The sequence below is a fragment of the Streptomyces sp. XM83C genome (assembly GCF_023072675.1).
In the GTDB taxonomy this organism is placed as follows: Bacteria; Actinomycetota; Actinomycetes; order Streptomycetales; family Streptomycetaceae; genus Streptomyces; species Streptomyces thermocoprophilus.
Window position 1 is genome coordinate 14,234 of sequence record NZ_JALLGL010000041.1, and the last position, 16,109, is coordinate 30,342.

Genomic DNA, 16,109 nt, shown 5'->3' on the forward strand with positions numbered 1-16,109 from the left:
CGGGGCCGCTAACGATAGCGGCACGCCCCGCTAACGTTAGCGGCCCCGCTAGCGCCCCAAACCGCCCTTGATCAGGCCGCTAGCGGATAGCGGCCCATCTGCGGAAACCCCTGAAAACCCGCCCGGAGGGCCCTTCATGACCCCCATCCTCCTTACTATCGCCTGCCTGTTCGCCGTCACGCTCGGTTACAGCGGGCTGTGTGCGGCCTCGCCGTTCGGCGACTGCCGCAAGTGCCACGGCATGGGCCACGAACTCACCACCGACCGCAAGGGACGGCTCAAGCGCGGCAAGGACTGCCGCCGCTGCAAGGCCACCGGCAAGCGCATCCGCGTCGGCCGCTGGCTCTACAACCGCTGGGCGCGCATCTACCGCGCCGGCACCGCCGACTGACACCACCCGGAGGAAACCTCGATGGTCCTGAACATCTCCGCCGTGCTGCTGTTCGGCGCCGCCTCCGCCCTCGCCGTCAAGACCAAGTCGACCGGTGGCGGAGCCGCCCTGGTGCTGTTCCTGTTCGGGTTCTTCACCGCCGGGACCGGCGCCTACGACCCCATCCACAACCTCGTGCAGGCGTCCGCCGACGCCATCGCCCAGCTCGGCAAGTGACAGGAGAGCGAGCCGTGAACGAACACGTCCCCGCCGTGCGGCCGGACACCGTGGCCGCTGCCGCGTACGCCCCGGCACCGCTGGAGCCGTACACGCCCGCCCCGGCCGCCGTCGAACTGCCCGCCGAACGCGGGCCCGTGGTGTGGGTGCCCGACGCCTACGGCCGCATGGTCCCCATGCCCAAGCACCTCGCCCCGCCGCCCATGCCCATGCCGGAGCCGCGCGACCTGACCCCGCTGCCGCTGCTGGACCCGATCGCTCAGCGCTTCGTCGGCGCCGGGATCGGCTCGGGCGCCCTCGCGGCCGGCGTCGGCTGGGGCGTCGGCGAGGTCATCAACGCCGTCGCCGGATTCACCTCCGGCGCCGCGATGTGGATCGCCCTCGCCGTCCTCGCGTGGCGCATGCCCGTCCGCGCCGTCGCCGACGGTCGGCGCGGCAGCACCGTCCACATCCGCAAGGCCGTCATCAAGCGCAGCCACTTCCACGGCTGACAAGGAGGCAACCCCCGTGCTGCGACTGCGTATCCAGCGCACCGCTGCCCCGCACCGCGCTGATCCTGACCGACACGCCCCGCCCCGACTGCCCGCACTGCGACGGCGTGGGCGGCATCCCGCACGACTACGGCGACTCGGCGACCGGTGAGTACGCCGGTACCGACTGGGAGCCCTGCGGCTGCTGGACCGAGTGGCGGACGCTCCTGCTGCCGCTGCCCCGACTGCCGCGCTGGCTGCGCCGACGCGGAACCGGCCGCGACCCGTGGGCCCCCGGCGGCTACAGCGACGAACCCCCCTTGTGGCTACGCCCGAGGCGGTCGCCTCTCGCCAAAGACCGCGACCGCCCCGGTTCTCCGTCCCTTCGCAGAAACAGGAGATCTCCAGCATGGCACCTGCCCGCAAGACCGCGTCACCTCCTGCGCCCGCACGCCCGCAGCGGCCCCCGCTCAGCACGGCGCTGAACCTCGCCGTCCAAGGGGTGCCCCCGCTGCCGCTGCGAGCGGGGAAGATGCCTTTCGGCAACTGCCCTCGCTGCACGGGCGGAGCCTGCGGCGGCAGGCCGAACATGAAGAACCCGGGCCCCTGCCAGTGCCCGGCGCCCTGCCACGCCTGGGCCGCCGCCACCACCGACACCCGCGTCCTCACCTCGCCGGCGTGGGCGCCCGCATGGCGTGAGGCCGTCGCCGTTGGCTACCACCCCGGCGGCGCGGGTGTGACCGTCGTCGACCTCGACACCCCGGCCGCTGTCGCCTGGGCGCGCGAGACGCTGCCCGCGACCCGCACCGTGCCGACGACGCGCGGTGAGCACTGGATCTACCGAGGCGTGATGCGCTCCGCGAACGCCGTCCGTCCTGGGGTCGACATCAAGTCCGCCATGGCGTACGCCCGGTGGCTTGGGGCCGGATCGCAGGCGTTCGGCGTGGCCCGGTTCCTCGCCATCCAGCACACCGACTGCCCCGGCCCCTGCGGCCTGGACGCGCTCGGGGAAGAGATCGTGGCCGCCGCCGTCTCGGTCGGCGTGCCCGAGGCATACGCACGTCGAGCCGTCGCCAACGGTCTGGACACCGGCCAGGGAGCGGCAGCATGACCGGCTCGGAAGAACTGCCCCCGCCGTCCAACCCGCTCGCCGTCGCCCGCAGGCTCCTGCCCGACTGGCAGACCAAGGACGGTCGGCTTGTCTGCCGACGTTGGCGCGGCTCGTGGATGCGCTGGACCGGCACCTGCTGGCGGGAGATGGACGACGCGCAGATGCGGGCCCACATGTACACCCGCCTGGAACATGCCACCTTCAGCGCACCCGGCAAGGACGGCGAGCCGGAGGAACGCGACTGGGCCCCGACCAAGCAGAAGATCAGCAACCTGCTTGACGCGCTCAGCGCCATCACGCTGCTGCCCACCGACATCGACGCCCCCGCCTGGATCGACGGCGCGGACGACGGCCAGCGGGACGGCAGTCCCATCGTGGCCTGCCGGAACGGGTTGCTGCGCATCCGGGACCGGGCCCTTCTGCCTCACACTCCGGAGTTTTTCAACCTGGTCTCCGTCCCCTTCGCCTACGACCCCGACGCGACGGCGCCGACGTGGGAACGGTTCCTGGGACAGATCTGGCCGGACGACCCCGACTCCATCCGGGCGCTTCAGGAGTGGTTCGGCTACGTCCTGTCCGGCCGCACCGACCAACAGAAGATCCTGCTGATCAAGGGCCCGTCCCGCTCCGGCAAGGGCACCATCGCGCGCGTCCTCAAAGAGCTAGTCGGCCGTGACAACCTCGCCGGGCCCACCCTCGCGGGACTCGGCAGCAACTTCGGTCTGTCGTCACTGCTGGGCAAGCCGCTGGCGGTCATCTCCGACGCACGTCTTTCCGGCAAGGACGGCGGACAGGTGGTCGAACGGCTACTGACCATCTCCGGTGAGGACACCATCGACATCGACCGCAAGTTCCGCGACCCGTGGACAGGCAAGCTGCCCACCCGGCTGATGATCCTCACGAACGAGCTGCCGAACTTCGGGGACTCCTCCGGTGTCATCGCCAAGCGGTTCGTCGTGCTCAACATGACGGTGTCGTGGCTGGGCAAGGAAGACACCACCCTCACCGACCGGCTCGCCGCCGAGATGCCCGGCATTCTCAACTGGGCCCTTGACGGACTCGCCCGGCTGGAGCGCACGGGCCGCATCACGGAGCCGCCGTCGTCGAGGGAATCGGTGGTCATCATGCAGGACACCGCCTCGCCCACGAGCGCGTTCGTCCGCGAACGCTGCACCGTCGGCCCGGCCTGCACGGTGCCCGTGGACACCCTGTGGGCGGTCTGGCGGGAGTGGGCCGAGGACAACGGCGTCCGCGGCGTCGGCACGAAGCAGATGTTCGGTCGCAACCTGCTGTCCGTCGTCCCGCAGCTCCGGCGGATCCGCCCCCGCGACGAGTACGGCCGGCAGGTGCCCACCTACACCGGCATCACCCTCACCCCGTCCGAGCCGCGATTGCCCGCGTCGTGACTCACCGCGACTCAACACCCGGCCGCAGGGCTCTGAGTCGCGGTGAGACGCGACCCGGAGCACTGCGGGCCCAACCCGTGGAGGACGCCTTGGGCACCACCGCCCCCGCACAGGCCGATCCCCGCGCCATCCTCCGGGGTGGCCTCCCGGACCGGTACCTCACCCCCGACGACATCGCCGAGATGTTCGAGGTCCCGAAAGAGACCGTCTACCAGTGGCGCAAGAAGCGCATTGGCCCGCCGGGTTTCCGCATCGGCAAGTACGTCCGCTACGACCCGGCCGACGTTCGCGCCTACGTCGCCGAGCGCAAGGGCGTCGACTGCGACGCCGCCTGATCAAACCGTTACGAGGACAGCAGGGAGAGCCGCGAGCCAGCGGCTCTCCCTGCTGCATTCCGAGAGAGGAACACTGCCACGTGGCAGGACACATCCAAGACCGCTGGTTCAAGACCGTTGCGGGCCCCGACGGCAAGCCCGTCAAGGTCAAGACCGACCGGCACGGCACGGGGCTTCGCTACCGCGCCCGGTACGTCGGGCCGGACGGCACAGAGAAGAGCAAGTCCTTCCGGGACAAGGAACTGCGACTGGCCAAGCAATGGCTCGCGCAGATCGAGGCGGACATGACGCGAGGGCAGTACGTGGACCCGCGTGCCGCCCGGACGACGTTCCGGCAGTACGCGGAACGGTGGGTGAAGACGCACACCGGGGAGATCAACAGCCGTGAGGCTGCGGAACGTCGGCTCAGGCTGCACGCCTACCCCCACATCGGCTCGCGCCCGCTGGGCTCGTTCAAACCGGAGCACATCCGGGCGTGGATCGCCGCTCTGGAGGCCACCGTGCCGGCGGAGTCTCACCGCCGCATCATCGTCGGCACCGTGTCGGCCGCGCTGAGCGCGGCGGTCGACGACGGGTTGCTCAGCAAGAACCCGTGCCGTGCCCGCACCGTGCAGCTCCCGAAGCCGGGTAAGCCGCGAGTCGTCCCTTGGACGGCCGCGCAGGTCTTCGGCGTGCGAGCCGCCCTCCCCCAGCGCTACCAGACGGCTGTGGACGTGGGTGCAGGCTGCGGACTGCGACAGGGCGAGATCTTCGGGTTGGCCCTCGATGAACTCGACTACGAGGGCGGGTGGCTGACCGTCGGCCATCAGCTCAAGCGAATCCGGGGCAAGTACGTCTTCGCCCTGCCCAAGGGCGGCAAGGTCCGCGACGTGCCGCTCCCCCTGGCCGTCGCGACCGCGCTCCGGGACCACTCGAAGAAGTTCGAGCCCATCACGGTGACCCTGCCGTGGCGCACGCCCGACGGCCCGGCCGTGACAAAGCGGCTCCTGTTCAGCGGGCCGGAGGGCAACCACGTCCGCGTGAGCAACTTCAACGACCACCACTGGAAACCGGCTCTGGCCGCCGCTGGGATCATCCCGGCGCGGGAAGCGGGCGAGCGGTACGCGTCGGCCCCCGAGCACGGCATGCACGCGCTCAGGCACTTCTACGCGTCCGTCCTGCTGGACGCCGGCGAGAACATCCGGGCCCTGAGCCAGTACCTGGGCCACAGCGATCCGGGGTTCACGCTGCGGACGTACACGCACCTCATGCCGAGCAGTGAGGGGCGCACCCGCAAGGCCGTCGACAGCCTCTTTCTGGCGGCCCGTCCGCAAGATCACGGCCCAGAGACGGCCCAAGCCGCCTGATCCGGCCCCGGCCAGAGGCAAACGCCCTGGTCGGGACCCTTTAGGGCCGGATCGCGCAGACTTCATCTACTTCTGGCCCCTCTACACCGGCACCGCCATCCCCATCGACGACTGGCGGTCGCGGATGTGGCTGGACACGTGGGTGTAGCGGGCCGGCGGGCCCGTCCTGCCCGGTATCCGTTGGGTCACCATCCGTCGATGTCACGCACATGGTTCGCTCGGGCCACTTACAGTGCGGGGGACCGCAGGCGGGGAAACGGGGAGGGCGCGCGGGATGCGCAAGGGCGTCAAGGGCGCGATAGTCGGCTCGGTGTTCGCTGTGATGATCGGCGGGGCGGGGTACGGGGCGTACAACATCGTGACCGCGTTGAAGGGGGACGGCGGCGGGGTCGATGTCGGGGAGCCGGCGCCGGTGCGGCGGAGCGGGCCGCCGAGCGGTGACGAGGTGCGGGAGACGTCGGCGGCGTTCTTCGCGGCCTGGTCGCAGGGCGACGCCACCGAGGCGGCGTCGTACACCGACAACGCGGCGATGGCCGAGCCGCTGCTCGCGTCGTACGGGCGGAGCGCGCACATCACCGGCGTGAAGATCACCCCGGGGACGGCGAGCGGGGCGACGGTGCCGTTCACGGTCAGCGCGACCGTGTCGTACGAGGGGAAGTCCAAGCCGCTGTCGTACAGCAGCAGTCTGCGCGTCGTGCGCGGTGTCAGCACCGGGCGGGCGCTGGTGGACTGGCAGCCGTCGGTGGTGCACCCGCAGTTGCAGAACATGAACGACACCCTCGTCACCGGCGAGTCCCCGGCGCCGCCGATCGAGGCCGTGGACCGCGACGGGAAGGTGCTGACGAAGGAGAAGTACCCCTCGCTCGGGCCGATCCTGGACGAGCTGCGGCAGAAGTACGGCGACACCGCGGGCGGCACCCCGGCGATCGAGCTGAGCGTCCACCACGGCGACGAGTCCGCGGACACCCCGCTGCTCACGCTCGCCGAGGGCAGGGCCGGCAAGCTGCGCACCACGCTCAGCGCGAGCGCGCAGGCCGCGGCCGAGACGGCCGTGAAGAAGTACGCGGAGTCGTCCGTGGTGGCCGTGAAGGCGAGCACCGGTGAGGTCCTCGCCGTCGCCAATCACCGGCAGGACGGCTTCAACGCCGCGTTCCTCGGCAAGCTCGCACCCGGCTCCACCATGAAGATCATCACAGCGGCGACGCTCATCGACAACGGCATCACCACGGCGAACGGGCCCGCGCCCTGCCCGGCCGACGCGATGTGGGAGGGGCAGACCTTCCACAACCTGAAGAACATGAGGCCGGACGAGGGCGCCACCCTCGCGCAGAGCTTCGCCCGCTCCTGCAACACCGCTTTCATCAAGTACGTCGACGATCTGAAGACCGAGTCGCTGACCGAGGAGGCCCAGCGGCGGTTCGGGCTCGGGCGGGACGACTGGAAGACCGGCATCCCGTCCTTCGACGGTTCCGTGCCCGCCTCGGGCGGCCCCGACAAGGCGGCCAACCTGATCGGGCAGGGCCAGGTGCAGATGAGCCCGCTGAACATGGCGTCGGTGACGGCGACGGCGATGACGGGCACGTTCCGCCAGCCGGTCATCGTGCCGCAGTCCCTGGACGGGCGGGAACTGGCCCACGCCCAGGGGCTGTCGGCGGATACGGTCCGCCAGCTGCGGACCATGATGAACCGCACCGCCACGGTCGGCACCGCCGCGCCCGCGATGTCCGGGCTGCGCGGGAAGATCGGCGCGAAGACGGGCTCGGCGGAGGTCGACGGGCAGGCGAAGTCCAACAGCTGGTTCACCGGCTACCGCGACGATGTCGCGGCGGCTGCGATGACCCAGGAGGGCGGCCACGGCGGTGACGCGGCCGGGCCGATCGTCGCCGCCGTGCTGCGGGCCGCGGGCTGAACCCGGCGGGGCCCAACGCCGCAGTACGGGGGTCCCGGCGCCGGGGTGCGGGCGGGTCCCGGCGCCCGAACACGGGGACAGCGCGGCCGGGGCACGGGGACAGCGCGGCCCGCGGAACCGCAGCCGGGGGCGCGGGCCTCTCCCGTACCGGAAGTGCCGAGGTCACAGGTCGGAGAGGCCGAAGTCACAGCCTGGGCATGGACGTACCGGCTGACATCACCCGCGTCGGACGGGACTCTAGGCTGGTCGCCGTCGTTGGACCGGGTGAGGGCAACGAGGCCGAGGGGGGCGCCGGTCGTGGACCGGCCCTGGGGAAAGACGAAGGAACGGTAGGCAGTGGGCAAGAGAAGGCGCGTCGCCGAGCGACGGAGAACGAAGCCGGCCGTGGTGGGCGGGGTCCTCGCCGTCGTGGTCGGCGGCGTCGGCATCGGCGCGTACGCGCTGTACGGCGGTGACGGTGCCGCGGCCGACGAGCGGACGGCCGCCTCGGCGGCCTCGCAGAAGGCGAAGGCCGCGAAGACCGGGCCGCTGTCCGCCGTCGAGGTCACCACGGCCGCGCAGGGCTTCCTGACGGCCTGGCAGCAGGGCCGGCTGCCGCAGGCCGCCGCCGCGACCGACGACGCCACCGCCGCGACGGCACTGCTCACCGGCTTCGTCGAGGACGCCCACATCGAGAAGGCGACGTTCACGCCGGGCACGCCCGCCGGCGACAAGGTGCCGTTCACCGTGAAGGGCACCGTGACCTACAAGGGCGTCAGCAAACCCCTCACCTACACCAGTGCCCTCACCGTCGTACGGCGTGCCGGTGACGGCGAGCCGATCGTGCGCTGGCAGCCGTCCGTCGTCCACCCCGACCTCCAGGCCGGGGACACCCTCGTCACCGGCGAGTCCGGCACCCCGCCGGTGAAGGCGCTGGACCGCGACGGCGGTGAGATCACCACCGCGAAGTACCCGTCGCTGGGCACCGTCCTGGACGGGCTGCGCGAGAAGTACGGCAAGATCGCCGGCGGCAAGGCGGGCATCGAGCTGCGGGTGGTCCGCGGCAAGGAGTCCAAGGCGAAGAAGGCCGCCGACAAGACGCTGCTGGAGCTGAGCGAGGGCACGCCGGGCACGGTGAAGACCACGCTCAGCCCGCGGCTTCAGGCCGCCGCCGAGCAGCAGGTGGCCACGCGACAGCGGGCGTCGGTGGTGGTGCTGCGGCCCTCCACGGGCGAGATCCTCGCCGTCGCCAACAGCGGGCACGGCTTCAACACCGCCTTCCAGGGCTCCCTCGCGCCCGGCTCCACGATGAAGGTCATCACCTCGTCGCTGCTGATCGAGAAGGGCCTCGCCGGCGCCGACAAGGCGCATCCCTGCCCGAAGACGTTCAAGTACGGCGGCTGGGAGTTCCACAACGACGACGACTTCGAGATCAAGAACGGCAGCTTCAAGGCCAGTTTCGCCCGCTCCTGCAACACGGCCTTCATCAGCCAGGCGCCCGAGCTGGACAACAGCGACCTGACACGGCAGGCGCAGCAGGTGTTCGGGCTGTCGATGAACAACTGGTCCGTGGGCGTGCCGACGTTCGACGGCTCGGTGCCGGTGCAGTCCCAGGCGCCGATGGCGGCCTCGCTGATCGGGCAGGGCGGCGTGCGGATGAACCCGCTGAACATGGCGTCGGTCGCGGCCACCGTGAAATCGGGTGTCTTCCACCAGCCCTACCTGGTCTCCCCCGACGTCGACCACCGCACCCTCGCCACCGCGCAGCGCACCATGTCCGCGGGCACGCTGGCGCAGCTGCGGGAGCTGATGCGCTACACCGCCGCCTACGGCACCGCCGCGCAGGCGATGTCCGGGCTCGGCCCGGACTACGGCGCGAAGACCGGCTCGGCGGAGGTCGACGGGCAGGAGAAGCCCAACGGGTGGTTCACGGCGTACCGCGGGGATCTCGCGGCGGCGGGTGTCGTGCAGGCCGGCGGCCACGGCGGCGAGACGGCTGGGCCGATCGTGGCGGCGCTGCTGCGGATGGGCTGATCGGGCGGCGCGCGCCGGGGCCGGGCCGACCGGGCCGGGCGGGCGCGCCGGGCCTTTGCACCGGCGCCGGGCTGGGGCGGCCGTCCCGTCTCGGCGTCCGGTTCAGGCCGTCTCGTACGCCGATGTCGTCTTGGACGCGGACGCGGGCGCCGAGGTGGACGCCGAGGAGGCCAGATACGTCCGGCGCAGGAAGCGCAGGAGGGCCTTCGACTCGAACTGGACGACGGAGACGCCCTGCGCGTCATGGAACTCCATGACGGCCTGGACGCGCCCGCACGGCCACACCCGTACCTCGCCGCTGCCGACCGGGGCGTTCAGCCCCTGTTCGAGCAGGGTGCGGGAGAGCGTCCGCTCGTGGGCGCCCGGCAGGCCGACGCGTATGGAGCGCGGGTTGTCGTCGGGGTCGTATCTGAGGACGACCGGGACGGCCGAACCCTCCTCGGGGATGTCCGCGTCGGTGACAATGTGGGCGCGCGCGTACTGCTCGACTACAGACATCGGACGGCCCCTTACGCTACGTGGCGTGTGCGAAAGCTGTTCATCCGCTTCTCTCCAATGTCGCACATTTTCCCGAACGCGCGCCTTGAGAGCGCGTTCATCTCACTCATGAGATATCCGGTCGTGACACAGAGGGACATCCGGCCGGGCCGCCCGGACCCTTCGGGCAGCCGTCCGACCCCCGCGGGCAGCCGTCCGACCCCCGCGGGCAGCCGTCCGACCCGTCAGGCCGCCGTCAGGACCCGCCGCCCTCCGCGAGGACCAGCAACTCGCTCTTGCAAGTCATTCGCATTAAGCCACTATCATCGAACGGTGCACGTACCTGACGGATTCATCAACGCCCCGGTCTCCGCCGTGACCGGCGTCGTCGCCGCCGGCGCGATCGCCGTGAGCCTGCGCGGCGCGCGCCGCGAGCTGGACGAACGCACCGCCCCGCTGGCCGGGCTGGTCGCGGCGTTCATCTTCGCGGTGCAGATGCTCAACTTCCCCGTGGCCGCCGGCACCAGCGGGCATCTGCTCGGCGGGGCGCTCGCGGCGATACTCGTGGGCCCCTGCACAGGGGTCCTCTGTGTCTCCGTGGTGCTGCTCATGCAGGGCATCCTCTTCGCCGACGGCGGACTGACCGCGCTGGGCGTGAACATCACCGACATGGCGATCGTGACGACCGTCGTGGCGTACGCCGTCTTCCGCCTCCTGGTGAAGGTGCTGCCGCGTGGCCGCCGTACGGTGACCGTCGCGTCCTTCGCCGCCGCGCTGGTCTCCGTGCCGGCCGCCGCTGCCGCCTTCACCCTGCTCTACGCCCTCGGCGGCACCACCGACGTGTCCCTCGGCAAGGTCGCCGCCGCGATGATCGGCGTGCATGTGCTGATCGGCATCGGCGAGGCCGCGATCACCGCGCTGACCGTCGGCGCCGTCATCGCCGTACGCCCGGACCTCGTGTACGGGGCGCGCGGCCTGACGCAGCGGCTGAAGCTGCGGGTGAACGGCGAACTGGTCGACACCCCCGCCCCCGAGGCGGCCCCGGCGCCGGCCGTCGCGCGGACCTCGCGGCGCGCGCTGTGGATCGGCGGCCTGGTCACCTCCGTCGTCCTCGCCGGGTTCGTCAGCTACTACGCCTCCTCCAGCCCCGACGGCCTGGAGAAGGTCGCCGCCGACCACGGCATCGACGAGAAGGCGAAGGAGCACGCGGCGGCCGACTCGCCGCTCGCCGACTACGGCGTGAAGGACATCTCCGACGCACGGCTGTCCGGCGGTCTCGCCGGTGTGATCGGCGTGGGCGTCACCGTCGTCGCGGGCAGCGGCGTGTTCTGGGCGGTGCGCCGCCGCCGCTCCCCGGACGACATCTCCCCGTCCTCCACGACCGTCGAGAACGTCTGACATGGGCGCCGGGCACGCGCACCGCCTCTACCGGCACGGGCACTCTCCGGTGCACGCGCTGCCGCCGCACACCAAGCTGGCCGCCACCTTCGCGTTCGTGGTCGTCGTGGTGTCCACGCCACGGGAGGCGATGTGGGCGTTCGGCCTGTACGCCGTCCTGCTGGGGCTGGTGGCGTACCACGCGCGCGTGCCCGCCGGTTTTCTGCTCAAGAGGCTGCTGATCGAGGTGCCGTTCGTCGCGTTCGCGGTGTTGATGCCGTTCGTGGCGGAGGGCGAACGCGTCGGCGTCCTCGGGCTGTCCCTCAGCGTCAACGGCCTGTGGGGTGCGTGGAACGTGCTGGCCAAGGGCACGCTGGGCGTCGCCGCGTCCGTGCTGCTGGCGGCGACGACCGAGCTGCGCGAGCTGCTGCTCGGGCTTCAGCGGCTGAAGCTGCCGCCGCTGCTCGTGCAGATCGCCTCATTCATGATCCGTTACGGCGATGTGATCACCGACGAGATGCGGCGCATGCGCATCGCGCGCGAGTCCCGAGGCTTCGAGGCGCGGGGCGTACGCCACTGGGGTGTGCTCGCCAAGTCCGCCGGTGCGCTGTTCATCCGCTCCTACGAGCGGGGCGAGCGCGTGCATCTGGCGATGGTCAGCCGCGGGTACGCCGGCAGCATGCCGGTGATCGACGAGGTGACCGCCACGCGCGCGCAGTGGTCGTACGCGCTCGCCCTCCCCTGCACGGCTCTGGCCGTCTGTCTGCTGGGATGGACCCTGTGAACCCTGCGAATCCCGTGCAGCCCTCTTCTTCGGCCGCGGCCCCCTCCCTGGAAGTGGCCGGTCTGGCCTTCGCCTACCCGGACGGGCACCAGGCCCTGTTCGGCGTGGACTTCACCATCGCGCGCGGTGAGCGCGTCGCCCTGCTCGGCCCGAACGGCGCCGGCAAGACGACCCTCGTCCTGCACCTCAACGGCATCCTCGGCGGCGGCACCGGCACGGTGAAGGTGGCCGGGCTGCCCGTCGGCAAGCAGACCATGGCGGAGATCCGGCGCAAGGTCGGCATCGTCTTCCAGGACCCCGACGACCAGCTGTTCATGCCGACCGTCCGGGAGGACGTCGCGTTCGGGCCGGCCGCCGCCGGGCTGAAGGGCGCGGAGCTGGAGGAGCGCGTCGACCGGGCGCTGGAGCGGGTCGGGATGCTCGCGTTCAAGGACCGCCCGCCGCACCATCTGTCGTTCGGGCAGCGCCGCCGGGTCGCCGTCGCGACCGTGCTGGCGATGGAGCCGGAGATCCTCGTGCTGGACGAGCCGTCCTCCAACCTCGACCCGGCCTCCCGTCGCGAACTCGCCGACATCCTGCGCTCGCTGGACGTGACGGTGCTCATGGTCACCCACGATCTGCCGTACGCCCTGGAGCTGTGTCCCCGCTCGCTGATCCTCAGCGACGGGGTGATCGCGGCGGACGGCCCGACGGCGGAACTGCTCGCCGACGACGAGCTGATGCGGGCGCACCGGCTGGAGCTGCCGTACGGCTTCGATCCGCGCTCGGTGACAATGGGCGCGTGACGCATCCGGAGGACGAGGGGCCCGCGGGGTCGCTGCGGTTGGACGACCAGCTGTGCTTCGCGCTGTACGCGGCGCAGCGCGCGGTGACGGCCGCCTACCGCCCGCTTCTCGACGAACTCGGCCTCACCTACCCGCAGTATCTCGTCCTGCTCGTGCTGTGGGAGCGCGGCGAGACCACGGTGAAGGAGCTGACGGCGGCGCTGCGGCTGGAATACGGCACGGTGTCGCCGCTGCTGAAGCGGCTGGAGGCGGCGGGTCTGGTACGCCGGGAGCGCGCGGCCCGCGACGAGCGCTCGGTGCTGGTGGCGTGCACGGGGCGCGGGGAGCAGTTGAGGGAGCGCGCGGAGTGCCCGCCCGGCGCGCTGCTCACGGCGACGGGGCTGGAGACGGCGGCCGTGGTGCGGCTGCGCGAGGAGCTGTGGCAGCTGACGGAACGCGCGGGCGCGGGGCGCCGGGAGCCCTGAACGGCGCTCGTGTCGTGCGCCCCTCGGGTGTCAGACCACGCGTGCCGTCGCCGAGCCGAGGGCGCCGGCGAGCATCGAGGCGGAGAGCAGCAGCAGCCAGCGCTTGCTGAAGCGGAGGCGTGGGCGGGCAGCGGGCATGGCCGTGTCTCCTGAACCGGGGGTGCGGGGAGCTGTCAGCTGCATCCTTGGGTGTGTGCACGCCGTGTGCCACATGGGCGCGCCCGAACGGAGCGATCCGCCGCGCACATCCTCAGTCGCTCGGCCGCACCCGCGGAACCGCTCGTGTCACCCCCGGTCGTACCCCCTCCCCTCGCCGCCCCGACCTACCGGTCAGACGACCTGTCCGGCTCGACGGTCGCCGCCAAGGTCGGGCTCGGCCCCGACCGGCTGCGCGGGTACGGTCTCGCCGTCGCCCTCAGCGTGTCCCTGCCGGTGCTGGACTCCGAGGTGGCGGCGCGGCTGGTGGACGCGGCGCACGAGGTGTGCCCGTACTCGAACGCGACCCGCGACAACATCGACGTAACGATCCTGCTGGGGTGAGCCGCCAGGGAATCGCAGGCGCCGGCCGGGCGTTGCCCCCACAGTCGCAGGCGATTCGAGTGACGGAGGGAAGTGCGGGCGTGGACGTGCACGGCACTGTGGCCGAGGGCTTCGAGCCGGTCAGGGAGGCGTTCGTACGGAACTTCGCGGCGCTCGGGGACCGGGGCGCGGCGGTCGCCGTGTACCGGGACGGGCACCGTGTGGTCGATCTGTGGGCCGGCACCCGGGACGTCGACGGCGGCGAGCCGTGGGAGCGGGGCACGGCGCAGATCGTGCGCTCGGCGACGAAGGGTGTCGTCTCGGCGGCGCTTCTGCTGCTGCACCAGCGCGGGGAGCTGGATCTGGACGCCCCGGTGGGCGCGTACTGGCCGGAGTTCAAGGCGGCGGGCAAGGAGCGCACGACGGTGCGGGACCTGCTCGCGCACCGGGCGGGTGTCCCGGTGCTGGACCGGCCGCTGACGCCGGCCGAGGCCGCCGACCCGGTGCGGGGCGCCGAGGCGGTCGCCGCGCAGGCTCCGGCGTGGGAGCCGGGCACCGCGCACGGCTATCACGCGCAGACCTTCAGCTGGCTCACCGGTGAGCTGGTGCGGCGGGTCTCCGGCCGCCCGGTCGGCGAGTTCGTCGCGGACGAGATCGCGGGCCCGACCGGGGCCAGGTTCTGGCTGGGGCTGCCCGAGGACGCGCAGGGGCACGTGGGCCGGGTGGGCCCGGTGGACGCGCCGGAGGCGGGCGGGCTGAAGACGCGCCCGAAGCGGGCCGTCGCCGAGGCCTACGCCGACCCGGACTCCCTGACGCGGCGGGCGTTCGCCGCGATCACGCCGCTGCCCGACGAGAACGACCCCGCGTACCGGGCGGCCGAGCTGCCCGCGTCGAACGGCATCGCCACCGCCGACGGCCTCGCCCGCATCTACGCGGCGCTGATCGGCGAAGTGGACGGAGGGCGCCGTCTGTTCACGCCGGAGACGACGGCGCTGGCGGCCACCGAGGAGTCCGCGGGCGCCGATCGTGTCCTGGTCGTGGGCACGCGGTTCGGCCTGGGGCACATGCTGCACGGCAGCGCCTCCCCGCTGCTCGGGCCCGGCTCCTTCGGGCACCCCGGCCGGGGCGGCGCGCTCGGTTTCGCCGACCCGGACAGCGGCATCGCGTTCGGCTATGTCACCAACGGTTTCCGTACGTCCGTGACGGCGGACCCGCGCGCGCAGGCGCTGGTGCGGGCGGTGCGCTCGGCGCTCTGAGGCGTACGGCGCCACCCGCGCCGGGGCACGGTCCCGCCGCCGTCAGCTCTGGAGGAGTTTGCGGTACCAGGGTGCGTGCGCGGCGAAGTCCTCGGTGAACCCGGGGCCCGGGTCGGTGGTGACCGTCGACCACAGGCGGCCCGCGTCGTACCAGTGGTCGTGCGTGAGCAGGTCCAGGGAGCGGCGCGCGGCCGGGTCGGTGAGGCGTGCGCGTGCCTCGGCCGCGGTGAGGTCGCCGTCCGGCAGGTCGCGCTCCAGCGCCCGGCACACCGCGGTGATCAGCTCACGCACGCTGACCGGCTGCGGGTGCGCGGCGTGCAGGACGCGCGGGCCGGGTGACGGCTCGGGGGCGAGGGCGAGTTCGGTCAGGGCGGAGGCCAGGACCGGGGCGGAGATCATGGAGATGCGGGCGGTGCCGCCGTCCACCCAGTGCGGTATGTGCTCCAGCAGCCGCAGCAGCGAGGGCACCACCCACCGGTCGCCGTCGCCGTAGACGAGGTAGGGGCGCACGACGGTGCCGCCGGCGGCGAGGACGAGGCGTTCCCCGGCGAGCCGGGTGACGCTGGTGACGGAGACCGGCGCCTCGGGGAGGCTGTCCTCGGGTGCGGCGCGGTGCTCGCCGTCGCCGTAGACGGCGGCGGTGCCGAGCTGCACGACACGCCGTACGCCGCTGCGGGCGGCCTCCGCGAGCAGGGCGCGGGTGCCTTCCTCGTTGACGGCGCGACACTCCTCCTCGGTGCCGCCGACGCGGGCGGCCAGGTGCAGGACGGTGGTGACGCCGTCGCACACGCCGCGCAGGGTGCCGGGGTCGGCGAGGTCTCCGGTGGCGGTCTCCACCGCGCCGTCCGGGTCCTCCGGGTGGGGGACGGTGGGCCGCCGGTGGGTGAGCAGCCGCAGCTCGGGGGCGGGCCGGCCGGGCGGGGCGGCCTGACGCAGCAGGGGCAGGACGTGGGCACCGATGAAGCCGGTGCCGCCGGTCACGAGGATGCGTTCACGGCTCAACGGCGGGCCTTCCACGGGTGGTTCGGGCAGCAGGGCGACGGCGGGGGCCGTCGAGTGGGGCCCCGCCGCGCCACTGTGCTACACCGCCGGACCGCCGGGCAAGGCGCCCCCGGGCCGGAGGGATGCTCTTATGGATGTCAAGCAGCGGTTGTGAGGTGATTCGGGGCCGCTGCGGTGGCGTTGGTGATGGTCAGGACGTGGTAGATCTCGCGGGCGACGAACCGCTTGAGGCAGCGGATGATCTCCTT

General features: G+C 72.3%; 16 protein-coding genes and 2 pseudogenes. 16 read left to right on the plus strand and 2 right to left on the minus strand.

Features of this window, described 5'->3' with window-relative positions; genetic code table 11:
* Positions 1-136 precede the first annotated feature (136 nt).
* The 10 genes and pseudogenes from MTQ10_RS07585 (at position 137) to MTQ10_RS07630 (ending at position 9,197) form a co-directional block, all read left to right on the plus strand.
* A complete protein-coding gene (locus MTQ10_RS07585) occupies positions 137-391 on the plus strand; it encodes a hypothetical protein (RefSeq protein ID WP_247463604.1) in 255 nt (84 codons plus the stop codon).
* Positions 392-412: 21 nt separating this feature from the next.
* Positions 413-607: a hypothetical protein gene (locus MTQ10_RS07590; RefSeq protein ID WP_247463605.1), complete on the plus strand. Its 195-nt coding sequence runs from the start codon at positions 413-415 to the stop codon at positions 605-607.
* A 14-nt stretch (positions 608-621) separates the two neighbouring features.
* The gene (locus MTQ10_RS07595) at positions 622-1,098 is read left to right on the plus strand and encodes a hypothetical protein (protein ID WP_247463608.1); all 477 of its coding nucleotides are present in this window, start codon (positions 622-624) and stop codon (positions 1,096-1,098) included.
* A 16-nt stretch (positions 1,099-1,114) separates the two neighbouring features.
* Positions 1,115-1,397: pseudogene (locus MTQ10_RS07600) on the plus strand (hypothetical protein); the annotation flags it as partial.
* Between the two features lie 89 nt (positions 1,398-1,486).
* Positions 1,487-2,188, plus strand: coding sequence for a bifunctional DNA primase/polymerase (locus tag MTQ10_RS07605; protein WP_247463611.1), 702 nt, complete (start codon positions 1,487-1,489; stop codon positions 2,186-2,188).
* Complete coding sequence (locus MTQ10_RS07610; RefSeq protein ID WP_247463614.1) at positions 2,185-3,594, plus strand: DNA primase family protein; 1,410 nt, start codon at positions 2,185-2,187, stop codon at positions 3,592-3,594. The genes MTQ10_RS07605 and MTQ10_RS07610 overlap by 4 nt, the downstream gene beginning before the upstream one ends.
* 89 nt (positions 3,595-3,683) lie before the next feature.
* The gene (locus tag MTQ10_RS07615; RefSeq protein ID WP_247463617.1) at positions 3,684-3,929 is read left to right on the plus strand and encodes a helix-turn-helix transcriptional regulator; all 246 of its coding nucleotides are present in this window, start codon (positions 3,684-3,686) and stop codon (positions 3,927-3,929) included.
* 80 nt (positions 3,930-4,009) lie between these two features.
* Positions 4,010-5,275 carry a tyrosine-type recombinase/integrase gene (locus MTQ10_RS07620; RefSeq protein ID WP_247463620.1) on the plus strand — a complete coding sequence of 422 codons (1,266 nt, stop codon included), beginning with the start codon at positions 4,010-4,012 and terminating at the stop codon, positions 5,273-5,275.
* A gap of 274 nt (positions 5,276-5,549) precedes the next feature.
* A complete protein-coding gene (locus tag MTQ10_RS07625) occupies positions 5,550-7,184 on the plus strand; it encodes a penicillin-binding transpeptidase domain-containing protein (protein ID WP_247463622.1) in 1,635 nt (544 codons plus the stop codon).
* 336 nt (positions 7,185-7,520) lie between these two features.
* Complete coding sequence (locus tag MTQ10_RS07630) at positions 7,521-9,197, plus strand: penicillin-binding transpeptidase domain-containing protein (RefSeq protein ID WP_247463625.1); 1,677 nt, start codon at positions 7,521-7,523, stop codon at positions 9,195-9,197.
* Between the two features lie 102 nt (positions 9,198-9,299).
* Here MTQ10_RS07630 and MTQ10_RS07635 read toward each other — a convergent pair whose 3' ends face one another.
* Positions 9,300-9,695, minus strand: a complete 396-nt coding sequence (locus MTQ10_RS07635; protein ID WP_247463628.1) for an SsgA family sporulation/cell division regulator — start codon at positions 9,693-9,695, stop codon at positions 9,300-9,302.
* 312 nt (positions 9,696-10,007) lie between these two features.
* On the opposite strand from MTQ10_RS07635, the gene MTQ10_RS07640 reads away from it, so the two are divergent.
* The 6 genes and pseudogenes from MTQ10_RS07640 to MTQ10_RS07665 all read left to right on the plus strand — a co-directional run bounded on the left by MTQ10_RS07640 (position 10,008) and on the right by MTQ10_RS07665 (position 14,859).
* Positions 10,008-11,072 (plus strand): energy-coupling factor ABC transporter permease, encoded by a 1,065-nt coding sequence (locus MTQ10_RS07640; RefSeq protein ID WP_247463631.1) that lies wholly within the window; start codon positions 10,008-10,010, stop codon positions 11,070-11,072.
* Between the two features lies 1 nt (position 11,073).
* Positions 11,074-11,835, plus strand: coding sequence for a cobalt ECF transporter T component CbiQ (gene cbiQ, locus MTQ10_RS07645; protein ID WP_247463633.1), 762 nt, complete (start codon positions 11,074-11,076; stop codon positions 11,833-11,835).
* Complete coding sequence (locus MTQ10_RS07650; protein WP_247463636.1) at positions 11,823-12,620, plus strand: energy-coupling factor ABC transporter ATP-binding protein; 798 nt, start codon at positions 11,823-11,825, stop codon at positions 12,618-12,620. Before cbiQ ends, MTQ10_RS07650 begins: the two co-directional genes overlap by 13 nt.
* Positions 12,617-13,084 carry a MarR family winged helix-turn-helix transcriptional regulator gene (locus MTQ10_RS07655; protein WP_247463640.1) on the plus strand — a complete coding sequence of 156 codons (468 nt, stop codon included), beginning with the start codon at positions 12,617-12,619 and terminating at the stop codon, positions 13,082-13,084. Before MTQ10_RS07650 ends, MTQ10_RS07655 begins: the two co-directional genes overlap by 4 nt.
* Before the next feature lie 336 nt (positions 13,085-13,420).
* Positions 13,421-13,624 (plus strand): annotated as a pseudogene (locus MTQ10_RS07660) (organic hydroperoxide resistance protein); the annotation flags it as partial.
* Positions 13,625-13,704: 80 nt separating this feature from the next.
* A complete protein-coding gene (locus MTQ10_RS07665; protein ID WP_247463645.1) occupies positions 13,705-14,859 on the plus strand; it encodes a serine hydrolase domain-containing protein in 1,155 nt (384 codons plus the stop codon).
* A gap of 42 nt (positions 14,860-14,901) precedes the next feature.
* On the opposite strand, the gene MTQ10_RS07670 is transcribed toward MTQ10_RS07665, so the two are convergent.
* Positions 14,902-15,861, minus strand: coding sequence for an NAD-dependent epimerase/dehydratase family protein (locus MTQ10_RS07670; RefSeq protein WP_247463642.1), 960 nt, complete (start codon positions 15,859-15,861; stop codon positions 14,902-14,904).
* Between the last annotated feature and the right edge of the window lie 248 nt (positions 15,862-16,109).

Coding starts and splice junctions, on each gene's coding strand:
- MTQ10_RS07585 (WP_247463604.1), top strand. CDS start 137: ATGACCCCCATCCTCCTTACTATCGCCTGCCTGTTCGCCGTCACGCTC.
- MTQ10_RS07590 (WP_247463605.1), top strand. CDS start 413: ATGGTCCTGAACATCTCCGCCGTGCTGCTGTTCGGCGCCGCCTCCGCC.
- MTQ10_RS07605 (WP_247463611.1), top strand. CDS start 1,487: ATGGCACCTGCCCGCAAGACCGCGTCACCTCCTGCGCCCGCACGCCCG.
- MTQ10_RS07610 (WP_247463614.1), top strand. CDS start 2,185: ATGACCGGCTCGGAAGAACTGCCCCCGCCGTCCAACCCGCTCGCCGTC.
- MTQ10_RS07625 (WP_247463622.1), top strand. CDS start 5,550: ATGCGCAAGGGCGTCAAGGGCGCGATAGTCGGCTCGGTGTTCGCTGTG.
- MTQ10_RS07635 (WP_247463628.1), bottom strand. CDS start 9,695: ATGTCTGTAGTCGAGCAGTACGCGCGCGCCCACATTGTCACCGACGCG.
- cbiQ (WP_247463633.1), top strand. CDS start 11,074: ATGGGCGCCGGGCACGCGCACCGCCTCTACCGGCACGGGCACTCTCCG.
- MTQ10_RS07650 (WP_247463636.1), top strand. CDS start 11,823: ATGGACCCTGTGAACCCTGCGAATCCCGTGCAGCCCTCTTCTTCGGCC.